Origin of the sequence: Streptomyces sp. NPDC046215 (assembly GCF_040646215.1) — a bacterium.
GTDB lineage: Bacteria > Actinomycetota > Actinomycetes > Streptomycetales > Streptomycetaceae > Streptomyces > Streptomyces stramineus.
Window position 1 is genome coordinate 1 of sequence record NZ_JBEYZW010000060.1, and the last position, 19,647, is coordinate 19,647.

2 protein-coding genes are annotated in these 19,647 nt (G+C 74.0%); one reads left to right on the forward strand and one right to left on the reverse strand.

The window, feature by feature from the left end:
• Positions 1 to 169: 169 nt before the first annotated feature.
• Positions 170 to 937 carry a thioesterase domain-containing protein gene (locus ABZ951_RS23585; RefSeq protein WP_344096402.1) on the reverse strand — a complete coding sequence of 256 codons (768 nt, stop codon included), beginning with the start codon at positions 935 to 937 and terminating at the stop codon, positions 170 to 172.
• 312 nt (positions 938 to 1,249) lie between these two features.
• Here ABZ951_RS23585 and ABZ951_RS23590 point away from each other — a divergent pair, with 312 nt between their 5' ends.
• The gene (locus tag ABZ951_RS23590; protein ID WP_361280619.1) at positions 1,250 to 19,645 is read left to right on the forward strand and encodes a non-ribosomal peptide synthase/polyketide synthase; all 18,396 of its coding nucleotides are present in this window, start codon (positions 1,250 to 1,252) and stop codon (positions 19,643 to 19,645) included.
• The last annotated feature ends 2 nt before the right edge of the window (positions 19,646 to 19,647 follow it).

A 19,647-nucleotide genomic window follows, 5' to 3' on the forward strand; every position in this document is an offset into this window, starting at 1 on the left:
CAAAACCCCCCCCCGCTCCGGCGGGGCGGGGCCCCGGCCGGGGCTGGAGGGGGCTGAGCTCAGCCACATCAGCCCGTCCGGCGTTTGAGGACGCGCCCGCAGGGCGCTCGCCGCCGCAGGCGGCAGCGACGGCCCGCAGCCGAAGTCCCGCCGGACAGGCCCGAGCCGCTCAGCCGAGTCGCGCCAGGCGCGAGCCGATATCGCGGACGACGGCCTCGCCGTGCGGCACCAGGAAGAAGTGGTCGCCCGGGTAGGCGACGGCGTCGCCGCCGGCCGTGGTCAGCTGTGACCAGGCGCGGACGTCGTCGGGCGTGGGCCCGGGGTCGCTCTCGCCGAGGTAGGCGACGACGGGGACGTCGAGCGCGCCGGCCTTGGGCCCGGCCGCGTAGGCGTCGACGAGCTGGTAGTCGGCGCGGATCGGCGGCAGGACGAGGTCCCGCAGCTCGGGCTCGCGCAGGGCGTCCGCGCCCGGCCCGCCGAGCTCGCTGACCTCGGTGAGGAGTTGCTCGTCGGGGAGGTCGCCGTTGCCGACGCGCCGCAGGCGGTGCGGGGCGGCGCGGCCGGAGACGAAGAGCGCGGCCGGGCCGCGGTCGCCGCGCGCCGCGAGCAGGGCGGCGACCTCGTGGGCCACGGACGCGCCCATGCTGTGCCCGAAGAAGACGGTGGTGCAGGTGGTCGTCCAGGGGGCCAGGGCGTCGGCGAGGGGCCCGGCCAGGTCGGCCATGCGGGTGGGGATGGGCTCGGCGATGCGCTCCTCGCGGCCCGGGTAGCGGACCGCGGACACCTCCACGTCCGCCGGCGCCCACTGCGGCCACGCGCGGTAGAAGCTCGCCGCACCGCCGGCGTGCGGGAAGCAGATGAGCCGTACGCGGGGCGAGGCCACCGGCTGGTACGTACGCAGCCACGGGGTGCTGGGCGGTGCGGGGAGAAGGGCCATGGGAGAGGAACCTACGGCGGCCCGGTATCGGTGCCGTATCGGCCGTCTATCCGGTCCGTTCCGCCCGCCCGGGGGCCGCCGGGGCGGTCCGGGCCTGCGAAGCGGCACCGATAACGATCCGAAAGCCGACCCCCCTAGCTTCTTGGCTGGCGTAGTGAGCTGGAACGCGTGGACCTGCCAACCCCTGGCGTGCGGTGTCCCCTTCCGTCCGCTCGCCGGTAACGAGACCCGGGCCGACCCCCTTCGACACCGCCGCGCGAGAAGCCGGCGGCCGACGGCGGCCCCTTATGGACTGCACGAGGAGTCAGCGGCATGGCTGGAGCAACGATGCACGGTTCGAACCTGCCGGGCGACGGGCTTCCCGGCATGGCCCCGGTGGCACCGCGGGAGGTCCCGGCGGGCTGGAACGCCACCGCGCGGGACTTCTCCGCCGACACCGTCCGCGAGCTGTTCCGGGCCCAGGTCGCGCTGACCCCCGACGCCACCGCCGTGATCTGCGACAACGTCCGTCTGAGCTATGCGGAGTTGAACGAGCGCGCCAACCGGATGGCCCGCCTGCTGGTGGCCCGGGGTGCCGGGCCCGAGCGCTATGTGGCCGTGGCCCTGCCGCGCACGGCCGAGCTGGCGGTCGCCCTCCTCGCCGTCGTCAAGTCCGGTGCCGCCTACCTGCCCGTCGACCCCGAGCACCCGGCCGACCGCATCGGCTACATCTTCGAGGACGCCGAGCCGGTGTGCGTGCTCGCCACCGCCGCCACCGCGCCGAGGCTGCCCGTGGCCGCCGCCGCGCTGACGTCCCTCGACGACGCCGCCGTCCGGGCCGAACTCGCCGCCCTGCCCGGCACGGATCTGACCGACGCCGACCGCCTCGCGCCCGTCTCCCCCGCCCACACCGCGTACGCGATCTTCACTTCCGGTTCGACGGGCCGCCCCAAGGGCGTGGTCATCTCGGCCGCGAACTTCGCCAACTTCCTCGTGGCGATGACCGAGTACTTCGCGCCGCGGCCCTCGGACCGGCTGCTCGCCGTCGCCACGGTCGCGTTCGACATCGCGGGCCTCGACCTGTTCATGCCGCTGGTCACCGGCGCGTCCGTCGTCATCGCCACCTCGGACGAGCGCCGGGACATCCCCCGCCTCGCCGAGCTGATCGAGACGTCGGGCATCACGTTCATGCAGGCCACGCCCTCGCTCTGGCAGGCCCTGGTCTCCCAGCGCCCCGAGGCGCTGCGCGGCCTGCGGATCCTCGTCGGCGCGGAGCCCCTGCCGCCCGCCCTGTCCCGCCGCATGACCGACCTCGCCGCCGGTGTCACCAACCTCTACGGCCCCACCGAGACGACCGTCTGGTCCACGTTCGCCGAGATCACCGGGGACGGCACCGCGCCCATCGGCCGCCCGATCGCCAACATGCGCGCCCACGTGCTCGACGCCGCACTGCGCCCGGTGCCGGTGGGCGTGCCGGGCGAGCTGTACATGGCCGGCGACGGCATGGGCCGCGGCTACCTGGGCCGCCCCGACCTGACCGCCGGCCGCTACCTCGCCGACCCCTTCGGCGCGCCCGGCTCGCGCATGTACCGCACCGGTGACCTGGCCCGGTGGCGGGAGGACGGGCAGCTGGAGTACCTGGGCCGCGTCGACTTCCAGGTGAAGGTCCGCGGCCACCGCATCGAGCTCGGCGAGATCGAGGCGGCCATCACGGCACACCCGGACGTGGCCCAGGCCGTCGTCATCGTCCGGGAGGACCGCCCCGGCGACCAGCGCATCACCGCGTACGCCGTGCCCGTCGACAAGGACCGCGCGCTGGACGTCGCCGAGCTGCGCGAGCGCACGGCCGCGGCGCTGCCCTCGTACATGGTCCCGGCCGCGTTCGTGCAGCTCGCGTCCTTCCCCATGAACCCGAACGGCAAGGTCGACCGCAAGGCGCTGCCCGTGCCGGACCCCACCGCCACGGGCACGGCCGCCTCCCGCAGGCCCCGCGACGCCCGCGAGGAGATCCTCTGCGGGTTCTTCGCGGACATCCTCGACGTGGAGCGGGCCGGGATCGACGACAACTTCTTCGACCTCGGCGGGCACTCCCTGCTCGCCATGCGCCTCATCAGCCGCATCCGCGACACCTTCGACGCGGAGCTGTCCGTCCGGGACCTGTTCGAGGCCCCCACGGCCGCCGCCATCGCCGGGCGCCTGGACGGGGCGGCGGGCGGGCGGGCGGCCCTGGCGCCCGTGGAGCGGCCCGAGCGGGTCCCGCTGTCGTTCGCCCAGCGCCGCCTGTGGTTCCTCCACCAGCTGGAGGGCCCCGGCGCCACTTACAACCTGCCCCTGCTGCTCCGCATGACCGGAGAGCTCGACGTCGCCGCCCTGCGCGGCGCCCTGGCCGACCTGGTGGGCCGGCACGAGAGCCTGCGCACCGTGTTCCCGGAGGCCGACGGCACCCCGTACCAGTGCGTCCTGGAGGGCGCGGCGGCACAGCCCGTCGTCGAGGTCGTGGAGACCTCCGCCGAGCGCCTGGACGAGGCGGTGGCCGCGGCCTCCCGGCACGCCTTCGACCTGACGGCGGAGCTCCCGGTGCGGATGTGGCTGTTCAGCACGGGTGCGGACGAGCACGCGCTGCTCGTCCTGACGCACCACATCGCCGGTGACGGCTGGTCCACGGACCCGCTGGCCCGCGACCTGTCGGTGGCGTACGCGGCGCGCTGTGCGGGCACCGCGCCCGAGTGGGCGCCGCTGCCGGTGCAGTACGCGGACTACACGCTGTGGCAGCGCGAGCTCCTGGGGGACGAGAACGACCCGCAGAGCGTCATCGCCGGGCAGATCGCGCACTGGCGGCAGGCCCTGGCCGGGCTGCCCGACCAGCTCGAACTCCCCACCGACCGGCCCCGCCCGGCCGTCGCGAGCCACCAGGGCGACACCGTGGCGTTCACGTGGGACGCGGAACTGCACGGCGCGGTCACGCGGCTGGCCCACGCGCACCGCACGACCGTCTTCATGGTCGTGCAGGCGGCGCTCGCCACGCTCCTGACCCGCCTGGGCGCGGGCACGGACGTCCCCATCGGCTCGGCCATCGCCGGCCGCACGGACAGCGCCCTGGACGACCTCGTCGGGTTCTTCGTCAACACCCTCGTGCTGCGCACCGACACCTCCGGCAACCCCACCTTCGAGGAGCTGCTCGGCCGGGTCCGCGAGACCGACCTCGCCGCCTACGCGAACCAGGACGTGCCCTTCGAGCGGCTCGTCGAGATCGTCAACCCCACCCGGTCCCTCGCGCACCACCCGCTGTTCCAGGTGATCCTCACCTTCCAGAACAACGACGCCGAGCTCGCCCTGCCGGGGCTGACGGTGCACGGGCGCGAGCTCGACACCGCCACCGCCAAGTTCGACCTCCAGTTCGACATGGAGGAGCGGCTGGGCGCCGACGGCCTGCCCGCCGGGATGGACGGGTCGGTGGTGTTCGCCACCGACCTGTTCGACCGGGAGACGGCCGTGGCGCTCGCCGGGCGGCTGGAGCGGCTGCTGCGGTCCGTTGTCACGGACGCCACCCGGCCGATCGGTGAACTGGAGATCCTGGCCGCCGACGAGCGCGAGCAGCTCATCACCGGCCACAACGCCCCCGCCGTCCCCACCGGGCAGCCCACCCGCCCCCTGGCCGCCCTCTTCGAGGCCCGGGCCGCCACGGCGCCGCAGGCCACGGCGGTGGTGTACGAGGAGACGTCCCTCAGCTACGCCGAGCTGTCGGCGCGCGCGAACCGTCTCGCGCGGTCGCTGGCCGCGCGCGGTATCGGCCCCGGTGAGATCGTGGCGCTGGCCCTGCCGCGCTCCCTGGACCTGGTCGTGGGCCTGCTGGCCGTCGCCAAGTCGGGTGCGGCGTACCTGCCGATGGACCCGGACTACCCGGCCGACCGTCTGGCGTACATGCTCCAGGACGCCGCCCCGGCCGCCGTCGTCACCGACACCGCGACCGCCGGCCGGATCCCCGCGCACGACCTGCCCACCGTCCTCGTCGACGGCCCCGACGCCACGACGCACGGCACCGGCGACCTCACCGACGCCGAGCGCACCCGTCCCCTGCGCCCCACCGATGTCGCGTACGTCATCTACACCTCGGGCTCCACCGGCCGCCCCAAGGGCGTGCCCGTCACCCACCACAACGTCGCCCGCCTCTTCTCCGCCACCGACCACTGGTTCGGCTTCGGCGACAGCGACGTGTGGACCCTCTTCCACTCCTACGCCTTCGACTTCTCGGTGTGGGAGCTGTGGGGCGCCCTGCTGCACGGCGGCCGCCTCGTGGTCGTGCCGCACGCCGTCAGCCGGGACGCCTCCGCGTTCCTTGCCCTGCTCGGGCGGGAGCGGGTGACCGTCCTGAACCAGACGCCGTCCGCCTTCTACCAGCTGATGGCCGCCGACCGCGAGCGTCCCGGCACCGAACTGGCCCTGCGGTACGTCGTGTTCGGCGGCGAGGCCCTGGAGCCGGCGCGCCTCGCCGACTGGTACGAGCGCCACGCCGACGACGCGCCCACGCTCGTCAACATGTACGGCATCACCGAGACGACCGTCCATGTCTCCCACCTCGCCCTGACCCGGGAGAGCGCCGCCGCGGCGGCGGCGAGCACCATCGGCGTCAACCTCCCCGACCTGCGGGTGTACGTCCTCGACGAGCACCTCCAGCCGGTGCCGCACGGGGTCACCGGCGAGATGTACGTCGCCGGCGAGGGCCTGGCCCACGGCTACCTCGGCCGCCACGCCCTGACCGCCGGCCGGTTCGTCGCCGACCCCTTCGCCCACCTTTTCGGCGAGCGCGGCAGCCGCATGTACCGCTCCGGCGACCTCGCCCGCCGCCGCGCCGACGGCGGCCTGGAGTACTTCGGACGTGCCGACCAGCAGGTCAAGATCCGTGGCTTCCGCATCGAGCTCGGTGAGATCGAGGCCGTGGTCGCCGGTCACCCGCAAGTCGCGGACGCGGCCGTCGTGGTGCGCGAGGACATCCCCGGTGACCAGCGGATCGTCGCCTACGTCGTCGGCGGCGCGGACCCTGCCGCGCTGCGGGCGCGGGCGGCGGAGACGCTGCCCGAGCACATGGTCCCGTCGGCGTTCGTCACCCTGGAGGCGCTGCCGCTGACCGCGAACGGCAAGCTCGACCGCCGCGCCCTGCCCGCCCCCGAGGTCACCACCGGGGGCGGCGGCCGGGGGCCGCGCACCGCGCAGGAGGAGATCCTGTGCGGCATCTTCGCCGAGGTGCTCGGCGCGGCCACCGTGGGCATCGACGACAACTTCTTCGACCTCGGCGGGCACTCCCTGCTCGCCATGCGCCTCATCAGCCGCATCCGCGACACCTTCGACGCGGAGCTGTCCGTTCGCGACCTGTTCGAGGCCCCCACGGTCGCCGGGCTCGCCACCCGGGTGAGCGGGGCGGCCGGGGCGCGGGCCGCGCTGGCACCGGTGGAGCGCCCGGAGCGGGTGCCGCTGTCGTTCGCGCAGCGCCGCCTGTGGTTCCTCCACAAGCTGGAGGGCCCCAGCGCCACCTACAACGTGCAGCAACTGCTCCACCTGTCCGGAGATCTCGACGTGGCGGCGCTGAGCGCGGCGGCGGCCGACCTGGTCGCACGACACGAGAGCCTGCGCACCGTGTTCCGGGAGACGGACGGCACCGCGTACCAGCACCTCCTGGACGGCGCGGCGGCACAGCCCGCCGTCGAGGTCGTCCGCACCGGCGCCGAGGGCCTGGACGAGGCCGTCGCGTCGGCCGCCGGGCACGCCTTCGACCTGACGGCCGAACTCCCGCTGCGCCTGCACCTGTTCACCATGGCGCCGGACGAGCACGTCCTGCTGCTCCTGGCGCACCACATCGCGTGTGACGGCTGGTCGATGGACCCGCTCGTCCGCGATCTCTCCCTCGCCTACACGGCCCGCCGCGAGGGCACGGCCCCGGTGTGGCCGTCCGCGCTGCCGGTCCAGTACGCGGACTACACGCTGTGGCAGCGTGAGGTTCTGGGTGATGAGAACGACCCGGAGAGCGTGATCGCCGGGCAGATCGCGCACTGGCGGCAGGCCCTGGCCGGCCTGCCCGACCAGCTCGAACTCCCCACCGACCGGCCCCGCCCGGCAGTGGCCAGCTACCGGGGTGAGACCTTCGCGTTCTCCTGGGACGCGGAGGTGCACGCAGGTCTGGTGCGCCTCGCGCGGGAGCACCGGTCCAGCGTCTTCATGGTCGTCCAGGCGGGTATCGCCGCGCTGCTGACGCGCCTGGGCGCGGGCACGGACGTCCCCATCGGCTCGGCCATCGCCGGCCGCACGGACGGCGCCCTGGACGACCTCGTCGGCTTCTTCGTCAACGCCCTGGTGCTGCGGACGGACACGTCGGGCGACCCGTCGTTCGAGGAGCTGCTCGGCCGGGTCCGGGAGACCGACCTCGCGGCCTACGCGAACCAGGACGTGCCCTTCGAGCGGCTCGTGGAGATCGTCAACCCGGCCCGCTCGCTGTCTCACCACCCGCTCTACCAGGTCATGTTGACCTTCCAGAAGCCCGAGGGCGTCGCCTCACCGGAACTGCCGGGGCTGGCGGTGCGGGAGCACGCGCTGGACGCCACGTCCGCGAAGTTCGACCTGTCCTTCGACTTCGAGGAGCGGCTCACCGACGGCGGGAACCCCGGGGGGATGCGGGGGCTGGTGGAGTTCGCGACGGATCTGTTCGACCGGGACTCGGCCGTGGCCATCGCCGCCCGTCTGGAGCGGCTGCTGCGCGCTGTGATCGCGGATGCGTCCCGGCCGATCGGCGAGCTGGAGATCCTCTCCGACGGTGAGCGCGAGCAGCTGACCACCGGCTGGAACGACACCGCCCGCGAGGTCACCTCCGCGACCCTGGCCGAGCTGTTCCAGGCCCAGGTCACCCGCACCCCCCACGCCCCGGCCGTCGAGCACGACGGCACGGTGCTGACCTATGCCGAGCTGAACGCCAAGGCCAACCGGCTCGCCCGCCACCTCATCGCCCAAGGCGCCGGCCCCGAGCGGTTCGTGGCCATCGCACTGCCCCGCTCCATCGAACTCACCGTCGCCATCATGGCCGTCGTCAAAACGGGTGCCGCCTATGTTCCGGTGGACCTGTCCTACCCCGCCGACCGCATCGCCTTCATGCTCGGCGACACCACGCCCGTGCTCGCCATCACCGACGACAAGGGGCGTGCGCAGCTCCCGGACGTCGACGGCATGGGCATCGTCGCTGTCGCGGACGGCGACGCGCTGTCCCCCGCCGACGTGATCGTCCCCATGGACGCCGCCCACCCGGTGTTCGTGATCTACACGTCGGGTTCCACCGGCCGCCCCAAGGGCGTCGTCGTCGAACACCGCTCGCTCAACCTCTACCTGGCCTGGGCACGGTCGGCCTACACCGCCGTGTCGGGGCGGGCTATGGTGCACTCCCCTGTCTCGTTCGACCTGACCGTCACCGGCCTCTTCGGCCCGCTCACCTCCGGCGGCTGCGTCCAGCTCATCGAGCTCACCGAGGAATCGGCCGACGAACTCGCCGAGCAGCCCACCTTCGTCAAAGCCACGCCCTCCCACCTCGGCCTGCTCATGGCCCTGCCCGAGCGGTTCTCACCCTCCGGACAGCTCGTCCTCGGCGGCGAATCCCTCCTCGGCGAAGTCCTCGACGAATGGCGCAGCCGCCACCCCGACGTCACCGTCATCAACGAATACGGCCCGACAGAAACCACCGTCGGCTGCACCGAATACCGCATCAACCCCGGCGAGAAAGCCCCCGCCGGCGTCGTCACCATCGGACGCCCCATCTGGAACACCCAGATGTACGTCCTCGACGCCGCCCTCCGGCCGGTTCCGGCGGGTGTCTCGGGTGAGCTCTACATCGCCGGTGATCTCCTCGCCCGGGGTTACCACCGGCGCCCGGACCTCACCGCCGGCCGTTTCGTCGCCAGCCCCTTCGCCGTGGGCGCGCGAATGTACCGCACGGGTGACATCGCGAAGTGGCGGGCGGACGGGCAGCTGGAGTTCGTCAGCCGCGTCGACAACCAGGTCAAGGTCCGCGGCTACCGCATCGAACTCGGCGAGATCGAGTCCGTCGTGGCCGCCCACCCCGGCGTCGTCCAGGCCGCCGTCATCGTCCGCGAGGACCAGCCCGGCGACAAACGCATCACCGCCTACGTCGTTCCCTCGACTCCGGCTGCCGATGTCCGCGAGCTGCGCGACCACGCGGCACTGTCGCTGCCCGAGTACATGGTCCCGTCCGCGTTCGTCACCCTCGACGTGCTGCCGCTGACGCCCAACGGCAAGCTGGACCACGGCGCGCTTCCCGCCCCCCAGGCCACCGGCACCACCGACGGCCGCGCCCCGCGCACCCCCCGCGAGGAGCTCCTCTGCGGCATCTTCGCCGAGATTCTGGGCGTCGAGCGGGCCGGCATCGACGACAACTTCTTCGACCTCGGCGGGCACTCCCTCCTCGCCATGCGCCTCATCAGCCGCATCCGTGCCGCTCTGGACGCGGAGCTGTCCGTCCGCGACCTGTTCGAGGCTCCGACCGTGGCCGGGCTGAGTGAGCGGCTCGGTGGCGCCACCGGCGGCCGTGCCGTCCTCGCGCGCCGGGAGCGGCCGGAGCTCGTGCCGCTGTCGTTCGCGCAGCGCCGCCTGTGGTTCCTCCACAAGTTGGAGGGCCCCAGCGCCACGTACAACGTGCCGCTTCTCCTCCGCCTGTCCGGTGAGCTCGACACGGACGCCCTGCGCGCGGCCGTCACCGACCTGGTGGACCGGCACGAGAGCCTGCGGACCGTCTTCCCCGAGACCGACGGCACCCCCCACCAGCTCGTCCTCCAGGGCGCGGCCGCCCGGCCCGTCGTGGAGATCGTCCACACGGACGCCGCCCGGCTGGACGAGTCCGTGGCCGAGGCGTCCCGCCACACCTTCGACCTGACCTCGGAACTGCCCTTCCGCGTTTGGCTGTTCCGCACCGAGGGCGATGAGCAGGCCCTGCTCATCCTGGCGCACCACATCGCCAGTGACGGCTGGTCCACGGCGCCGCTCGCCCGCGATCTGTCCACCGCCTACGCGGCCCGCCGCGCGGGCTCGGCGCCCGCCTGGGCGCCGCTGCCCGTGCAGTACGCCGACTACACCCTCTGGCAGCGCGACGTCCTCGGCGACGAGAACGACCCGCAGAGCGTCATCAGCGCGCAGGTCGCGCACTGGCGGGAGACCCTGGCCGGGCTGCCCGACCAGCTCGTCCTGCCCGCCGACCGGCCCCGGCCCGCCGAGGCCGCCTATCGCGGGGAGAGTGTCGCGTTCAGCGTCGACACCGCCCTGCACGAGGGCATCGCCGAGCTGGCGCGTGCGCACCAGGCGAGTGTGTTCATGGTCGTCCAGGCCGCCCTGGCGGCCCTGCTGACGCGGCTCGGCGCGGGCACGGACATCCCGCTCGGTTCGCCGATCGCGGGCCGCACGGACGACGCGCTCGACGGGCTCGTCGGGTTCTTCATCAACACCCTCGTGCTGCGCACCGACACCTCCGGCAACCCCACCTTCGAGGAGCTGCTCGGCCGGGTCCGCGAGACCGACCTCGCGGCCTACGCCCACCAGGACGTGCCCTTCGAGCGGCTCGTGGAGATCGTCAACCCGACGCGTTCGCTGTCCTACCACCCGCTGTTCCAGGTGATGCTGAGCTTCGAGGCGACCGGCGCCGACGTGCCGGTCGACGGCCTCGGCGGGCTCGACGGACGGCTGGAGCAGGTGGCGGCCGAGACCGCGAAGTTCGACCTCGAAATCGGCATGGAGGAGCACCTGACCGCCGAGGGCCTGCCGGCCGGCATGGCGGGCTCGGTGGACTTCGCGACGGACCTCTTCGACCGGGCGACCGCCGAGGCCGTCGCCGAGCGCCTGGTGCGCGTGCTGCGCGCGATCGTCGCGGACGCGTCGCTGCCGATCAGCGACCTGGACGTCCTCTCCGACGACGAGCGGGAGCAGCTCCTCGTCCAGTGGCCCGCCGCCGTGCGCCAGCTGCCGGACGGCCAGCCGGTGCCCGAGGGCGCCCGCGTCCTCGTCCTCGACGAGGCGCTCCGGCCCGTGCCCGCCGGGGTGAACGGCGAGATCCACCTCGCCGACACCACCGACACCACCCCGCGCCCCACCGGCACCACCGGCCGCTGGACCACCGACGGCCGCCTGATGGCTCCCCTCGAAACCGAGCGGGACACCGTCGCCGCCCCGACGCGCCGCCGCGCCCGCACCCCGCAGGAAGAGATCCTTTGCGGTCTGTTCGCCCAGACCCTCAACCTGCCGACGCTGGACGTGGACGACAACTTCTTCGACCAGGGCGGCCACTCCCTCTCCGCCGTCCGTCTCCTCAGCCGCATCCGCACCACCTTCGGCGCCGAACTCGCCGTCCGCGACCTGTTCGAAGCACCCACCGTCGCCGGCATCGCCCAGCGCATCACCGGCGCCGCCGGAGCCCGCACAGCCCTCGCCCCGATGGAGCGCCCCGAGCTCGTCCCGCTCTCCTTCGCCCAGCGCCGCTTGTGGTTCCTCCACCAGCTCGAAGGCCCCAGCGCCACGTACAACGTGCCGATGGTGCTGCACCTCACCGGCACCGTGGACGTGCCCGCTCTCCGCGCCGCGCTCGGCGACCTCACCGCGCGCCACGAGAGCCTGCGCACCGTCTTCCCCCAGACGGACGGGACCCCGCATCAGCTCGTCCTCGACGGCGACGCCGCCCGGCCCGTCATCGAGCTGGCCGACACGACCGCCGACCGCGTCGCACAGGACGTGGCCGAGGCCGCGCTCCACACGTTCGACCTGACCGGCGAGCTCCCCCTGCGCGCGTGGCTGTTCACCACCTCGCCGACGCGGCACGTCCTGCTGCTCCTGGCGCATCACATCGCCAGTGACGGCTGGTCCATGGACCCGCTCGCTCGCGACCTGTCGGCCGCCTACTCGGCGCGCTGCGAGGGCACCGCACCCGTCTGGTCCACCGCCCTGCCGGTGCAGTACGCGGACTACACGCTGTGGCAGCGCGAGCTCCTCGGCGACGAGAACGACCCGGACAGCGTCATCTCCGCGCAGGTCGAGCACTGGCGGCAGGCGCTGGCCGGCCTGCCCGATCAGCTGGCTCTGCCCACCGACCGGCCCCGGCCCGCCGTCGCCACGCACGGCGGCGACCACGTGCCGTTCCTGTGGGACGCCGAGCTGCACGAAGGCGTCGCACGGCTGGCGCGGGAGCACCGGACGAGTGTGTTCATGGTGCTCCAGGCCGCACTGGCCGCCCTGCTGACGCGGCTGGGCGCGGGGACGGACATCCCGATCGGGTCGCCCGCCGCCGGGCGCAATGACGACGCGCTGGAGGACCTCGTCGGGTTCTTCGTCAACACCCTGGTGCTGCGCACCGACACCTCCGGCAACCCCTCGTTCGCCGAGCTCCTCGGCCGGGTCCGGGAGACCGACCTCGCGGCCTACGCCTACCAGGACGTGCCCTTCGAACGGCTCGTGGAGATCGTCAACCCGGCCCGCTCGCTCGCGCACCACCCGCTGTTCCAGGTGATGCTCGTCCTGCAGAACACCGCCGGTGGCGACTTCGCCATGCGCGGCCTGCGGGTCCGCGAGGAGGACCTGTCCAACTCCGTCGCCAAGTTCGACCTCACCTTCGCCGTCGCCGAGCTGCACGGCGCCGACGGCACGGCGGCCGGTCTCGACGGCACCCTGGAGTTCGCCACCGACCTCTTCGACCGCGAGAGTGCCCAGACCATCGCCACGCGGCTGGAGCGCCTGCTGCGCTCGGCCGTCGCCGACGCGTCCCGGCCGCTCGCCGAGCTGGAGGTCCTCTCGGACGCCGAGCGCTACCGGATGCTCGTCGAGTGGAACGACACCGCCCGCGCCGTGCCCGCGGCGACGCTCCCGGACCTCTTCCGGGCCCAGGTGGCCCGCACGCCGGACGCTCCCGCGCTGGAGAGCGCGGGGACGGTCCTCTCCTACGCGGAGCTGAACGCGCGGGCCAACCGCCTCGCCCACCACCTCATCGGCCGGGGCGTCGGCCCCGAGGACGTCGTGGCGCTCGCCCTGCCGCGCTCCGCCGACCTCGTCGTGGCGGCCCTGGCCGCCCTGAAGGCCGGGGCGGCCTACCTGCCCGTCGACCCGGGCTACCCGGCCGAGCGCATCGCCTACATGATCGAGGACGCCCGGCCCGTGCTCGTCGTCACCGACGCGGCGCACGCCGGCCGGCTGCCGGCGACGGACGTGCCGGTCCTGTCCACGGCCGACGCCCCCGGGGCCGGTCCGGAGCACGACCCCTCGGACGCCGACCGCGTCGCGCCGCTCCTGCTGGGGCACGCCGCGTACGTCATCTACACGTCCGGTTCCACCGGCCGCCCCAAGGGCGTGCTGGTCGCCCACAGCGGCATGGCCTCCTTCGCCGCCGACAAGATCGCGCGGCACGGGGTGCGGCCGGGCGGCCGGGTCCTGCAGTTCGCCTCGCCCAGCTTCGACGCCTCCGTGCTGGAGGTGTGGGTGGCGTTCCTCTCCGGCGGCTGCCTGGTGATCCCGCCCGCCGGGCCGCTCGCGGGCGAGACGCTCGTGCGGGTCCTCGCGGAGCTGCGGATCAACCACGCCGTGCTGTCCCCGGCGGCGGTGGCGAGCATGCCGGCCGCCGACCTGCCCGAGCTGCGGTCGCTGGTCCTCGGGGGTGACGCGTTCACCGGCGAGCTCGTCGGCCGGTGGTCGCAGGGCCGCCGGATGATCAACGGTTACGGGCCCTCCGAGGCCAGTGTCGAGGTCACCGCCAGCGCCCCGCTGACCGAGGCCGTCGCCCCGCCGATCGGCCGGCCCGTGTGGAACACGCGGGTGTACGTCCTCGACGCGGCGCTCCGGCCCGTTCCGGCCGGGGTCCCCGGCGAGCTGTACGTCGCCGGCATCCAGCTGGCCCGGGGCTACCTGGGCCGCCCGGAGCTGACGGCCGGCCGCTTCGTCGCCAACCCCTTCGACGAGCCCGGCGGGCGCATGTACCGCACGGGCGACCTGGCCAAGTGGCGGACCGACGGGCAACTGGAGTTCGTCGGGCGCGTCGACCACCAGGTCAAGGTCCGCGGCTTCCGCATCGAACTCGGCGAGATCGAGAACGCCCTGGCGGCCCACCCGGCCGTCGGCCCGGTCGCGGTCGTCGTCCGCGAGGACCGGCCGGGCGACAAGCGCATCGTCGCCTACGTCGTCCCCGCCGGCGCCGGCGCGAACCCGGACGCGCGCGCCCTGCGCGACCACGTGGCCTCCGTGCTCCCCGAGTACATGGTCCCGTCCGCGTTCGTCCCGCTGGACGCGCTGCCGCTGGCCCCCACGGGCAAGGTGGACCGCAAGGCCCTCCCGGAGCCGAGGATCAGCGGCGCCGACGGCGGCCGGGGACCGCGGGACGCCCGGGAGGAGATCCTGTGCGGGATCTTCGCCGAGGTCCTCGGCGTGGAGCGGGCCGGGATCGACGACAACTTCTTCGACCTCGGCGGCCACTCCCTGCTCGCCACCCGCCTCACCAGCCGCATCCGCACCACCTTCGGCGCCGAACTCGCCGTCCGCGACCTCTTCGAGGCGCCGACCGTGGCCGGCATCGCCCAGCGCGTCACCGGCGCGGCCGGGGCACGGGCCGCCCTCGCCCCGATGGAGCGCCCCGAGCTCGTCCCGCTCTCCTTCGCCCAGCGCCGCCTGTGGTTCCTGGACCGGCTGGAGGGACCGAGCGCCACGTACAACGTGCCGATGGCGCTGCGGCTGACCGGTGCCCTCGACACGGACGCCCTGCGCGCGGCCGTCACCGACCTGGTGGACCGGCACGAGTCCCTGCGAACCGTCTTCCCCGAGACCGACGGCACCCCCCACCAACTCGTCCTCCAGGGCGCGGCCGCCCGGCCCGTCGTGGAGATCGTCCACACCGACGCCGCCCGGCTGGACGAGGCCGTGGCCGAGGCGTCCCGCCACACCTTCGACCTGACGGCGGAACTGCCGCTTCGCGCCTGGCTCTTCGAGACGGCGCCGGAGGAGCACGTTCTGCTGCTGCTGGCACACCACATCGCGAGCGACGGTTCGTCGATGGCGCCGCTCGCCCAGGACCTGTCCGTGGCCTACGCGGCCCGCCGCGCGGGCTCGGCGCCCGCCTGGGCGCCGCTGCCGGTGCAGTACGCGGACTACACGCTGTGGCAGCGCGAGCTCCTCGGCGACGAGGGGGACGCGGACAGCGTCATCTCCGAGCAGGTCGCCTACTGGCGGAAGGAGCTGGCCGGCCTGCCCGACCAGCTTGTCCTGCCGGCCGACCGGCCGCGTCCGGCGGTGGCGGGCTACGCCGGCGGCAACGTCGAGTTCGCCCTGGACCCGGAGCTGCACGAGGGCATCGTGCGCCTGGCGCGGGAGCACCGGGCGAGCGTCTTCATGGTCGTCCAGGCCGCCCTGGCCACGCTGTTGTCGCGGCTCGGCGGGGGGACGGACATCCCGCTCGGTTCGCCGATCGCGGGCCGCACGGACGACGCGCTCGACGGGCTCGTCGGGTTCTTCATCAACACCCTCGTGCTGCGCACCGACACCTCCGGCGACCCGACGTTCGCCGACCTGCTCCGGCGGGTGCGGGAGACGGACCTCGCGGCGTACGCCCACCAGGACGTGCCCTTCGAGCGGCTCGTGGAGATCGTCAATCCCACGCGTTCGCTGTCCTACCACCCGCTGTTCCAGGTGATGCTGACCTTCGACGCGTCGGCGGCCGCCGTGCCGCTGGCGGGGGTCGAGAGCCGGTTCGAGCCGGTGGACTCCGACATCGCGAAGTTCGACCTCGAATTCGGCATGGAGGAGCTGCGCACGGCCGAGGGCCTGCCGGCCGGCATGGCGGGCTCGGTGGACTTCGCGACGGAGCTGTTCGACCGCGAGACGGTCGAGGCGATCACGGTGCGGCTGGAGCGGGTGCTGCGCGCGGCCGTCGCGGACGCGTCGCTGCCGATCAGCGACCTGGACGTCCTCTCCGACGACGAGCGGGAGCAGCTCCTCGTCCAGTGGCCCGCCGCCGTGCGCCAGCTGCCGGACGGGCAGCCGGTGCCCGAGGGCACCCGCGTCCTCGTCCTCGACGAGGCGCTCCGGCCCGTGCCCGCCGGGGTGAACGGCGAGATCCACCTCACCGACACCACCGACACCACCCCGCGCCCCACCGGCACCACCGGCCGCTGGACCACCGACGGCCGCCTGGTCGCCGCCGTCCGGGACGAGCAGGCCGTCGTGGCCGCCCCGGCCCGGCGCCGCACCCGCACGCCCCAGGAAGAGATCCTCTGCGGCCTCTTCGCCCAGACCCTCAACCTGCCGACCCTCGACATCGACGACAACTTCTTCGACCACGGCGGCCACTCCCTCTCCGCCGTCCGCCTCCTCAGCCGCATCCGCACCACCTTCGGCGCCGAACTCGCCGTCCGCGACCTCTTCGAAGCCCCCACCGTCGCCGGCATCGCCCAGCGCATCACCAACGCCGCCGGAGCCCGCACAGCCCTGGCCCCGATGGAGCGCCCCGAGCTCGTCCCGCTCTCCTTCGCCCAGCGCCGCCTGTGGTTCCTCCACCAGCTCGAAGGCCCCAGCCCGACCTACAACGTCCCGCTGGTCCTGCACCTCACCGGCACCGTGGACGTGCCCGCTCTCCTCGCCGCGCTCGGCGACCTCACCGCGCGCCACGAGAGCCTGCGCACCGTCTTCCCGAAGACCGACGGCACCCCGTACCAGCTGCTGCTCGACGGCGACGCCGCCCGGCCCGAGCTCACGGTCGTCGGTACCACCGCCGACCGCGTCGGCCAGGACATCGCCGAGGCCGCGCGCCACGCGTTCGACCTGGCCACGGAACTTCCCCTGCGGGCCTGGCTGTTCAGCACCTCGCCGACGCGGCACGCGCTCGTCCTGCTGACGCACCACATCGCCAGCGACGGCTGGTCCATGGACCCGCTGTCCCACGACCTGGCCGCCGCCTACACGGCGCGCTGCGAGGGCGGGGCACCGCAGTGGGCGCCGCTGCCGGTGCAGTACGCGGACTACACCCTCTGGCAGCGCGAGCTCCTCGGCGACGAGAACGATCCCGGCAGCCTCATCTCCGCCCAGGCGGGCTACTGGCAGCGGACGCTGGCCGGCCTCCCCGACCGGCTGGAGCTGCCGACCGACCGGCCGCGCCCGGCGGTGGCGAGCTACCGGGGCGAGAGCATCGCCTTCTCCTGGGACACCGACCTGCACGACGGCGTGGTCCAGCTGGCCCGCCGCCACCAGGCGAGCGTGTTCATGGTGCTCCAGGCCGCTCTCGCGACCCTGCTGACGCGCCTCGGCGCGGGCACGGACATCCCCCTCGGCTCGCCGATCGCCGGGCGCAACGACGACGCGCTCGAAGACCTCGTCGGGTTCTTCGTCAACACCCTCGTCCTGCGCACCGACACCTCCGGCAACCCCACCTTCACCGAGCTCCTCGGCCGGGTCCGCGAGACCGACCTCGCGGCCTACGCCCACCAGGACGTGCCCTTCGAGCGGCTCGTGGAGATCGTCAACCCGGCCCGCTCGCTCGCGCACCACCCGCTGTTCCAGGTGATGCTCGTCCTGGCGAACGAGGCCGAGGGCGAGTTCCGGATGCGGGGTCTGGAGGTCGCGGACGAGGACATCACCTCCTTCGCCGCGAAGTTCGACCTGACGTTCGCCATCGCCGAGCTGCACGGCGCCGACGGTTCCTCCGCCGGTCTCGACGGCACCCTGGAGTTCGCCACCGACCTCTTCGACCGCGAGAGTGCCCAGAGCATCGCCGCGCGCCTGGAGCGCCTGCTGCGCTCCGCGGTCGCCGACGCCTCGCAGCCGCTCAGCGACCTGGACGTCCTCTCCGACGCCGAGCGGCACCAGCTGCTCGTCGAGTGGAACGACACCGCGCGCGAGGTCCCCGCGGCCACGCTGCCGGAGCTGTTCCAGGAGCGGGTGGCCGCGGCGCCGGACGCCCCGGCGCTGGAGTACGGCGACGCCGTCCTGACCTACGCGGAGCTGAACGCGCGGGCCAACCGCCTCGCCCACCACCTCATCGGCCTCGGCGTCGGCCCGGAGAGCGTCGTCGCGCTCGCCCTGCCGCGCTCCACCGACCTGGTCGCCTCGCTCCTGGCCGTCCTCAAGACCGGTGCCGCGTACCTGCCCGTCGACCCCGAGTACCCCGCCGACCGCGTCGCCTACATGCTGGAGAGCTCCGCCCCGGCCTGTGTCGTGACGAACGGCGCGACCGGCCGGGTCCTGCCCGGGACGGCGCCCCGCCTGGTCCTCGACGACCCCGGCACGGCGCGCGCCCTCGCGGAGGGCCCGGACACCGACCCCACCGACGCCGACCGCACCACACCCCTGCTCCCCGGGCACCCCGCGTACGTCATCTACACCTCCGGCTCCACCGGGCGCCCCAAGGGTGTCGCGATGCCCGGCGGTGCGATGGTCAACCTGCTGGCCTGGCACGCTCAGGCGGTGCCGGGCGGGCCGGGGGCGCGCACGGCGCAGTTCACGGCGATCAGCTTCGACGTGTCCGTGCAGGAGACCCTGTCGTCCCTGCTGCACGGCGGCACGCTCGTCGTCCCCGGGGACGCGGTGCGGCGGGACGCGGCGGCCTTCGCCCGCTGGCTCGCCGAGCACGAGGTGACCGAGCTGTACGCGCCGAACCTGGTGATCGACGCGGTCGCCGAGGAGGCCACCGGGCAGGGCGTGGCGCTGCCCGCCCTGACGGAGATCGCGCAGGCCGGTGAGGCCCTGGTGCTGAGCAAGCACCTGCGCGAGCTGTACCGGCGCAACGACCGGCTGCGGCTGCACAACCACTACGGGCCCACCGAGACCCACGTGGTCACCGCCTACGCGCTGCCCGCGGACCCGGCCGACTGGCCGGCGACGCCGCCGCTGGGCGCCCCGATCTGGAACACCCGGGCCTACGTCCTCGACGAGGCGCTCCGCCCGGTCCCGGCGGGCGTGCCCGGCGAGCTGTACCTGGCCGGCGCGCAACTGGCCCGCGGCTACCTCGGCCGGCCCGGCCTGACCGCCGGGCGGTTCGTCGCCAGCCCCTTCGGGGAGCCCGGGGAGCGCATGTACCGCACCGGCGACCTCGCCCGGTGGCGGGACGGGCGGCTCGACTACCTCGGGCGCGCCGACGACCAGGTCAAGGTCCGCGGCTTCCGCATCGAGCTCGGCGAGATCGAGAGCGTCCTCGCGGCGCACCCGGCCGTCGGGCAGGCCGCGGTGACCGTCCGCGAGGAAGCGCCGGGCGGCAAGCGGCTCGTGGCCTACGCGGTGCCCGCGGCCGGTGCGGCCGTGGACACGGCGGAGCTGCGCGCCCACGTCGCCGGGCTGCTGCCCGAGTACATGGTGCCGGCCGCCTTCGTGGCGCTCGCGTCCTTGCCGCTGACGCCCAACGGCAAGCTCGACCGGCGGGCGCTGCCCGCGCCGGACTTCGCGGCGGCGGCCACCTCGCGGGAGCCGCGGAACGCGAAGGAGGAGTCCCTGTGCGGGATCTTCGCGCAGGTGCTGGATCTGCCCCGGGTGGGGATCGACGACAGCTTCTTCGAGCTGGGCGGGCACTCCCTGCTGGCCACGAAGCTGATCAACCGGGTGCGCACGGAGCTGGGCGTCGAGCTGTCCATACGGGCGGTGTTCGAGGCGCCGACGGTGGCCGCGCTGGCCGAGCGGCTCGTCGGGGCGAAGAAGAGAGCACGGCCCGCGCTGCGGCCGATGAAGAGGTCTGGGGAGTAAGT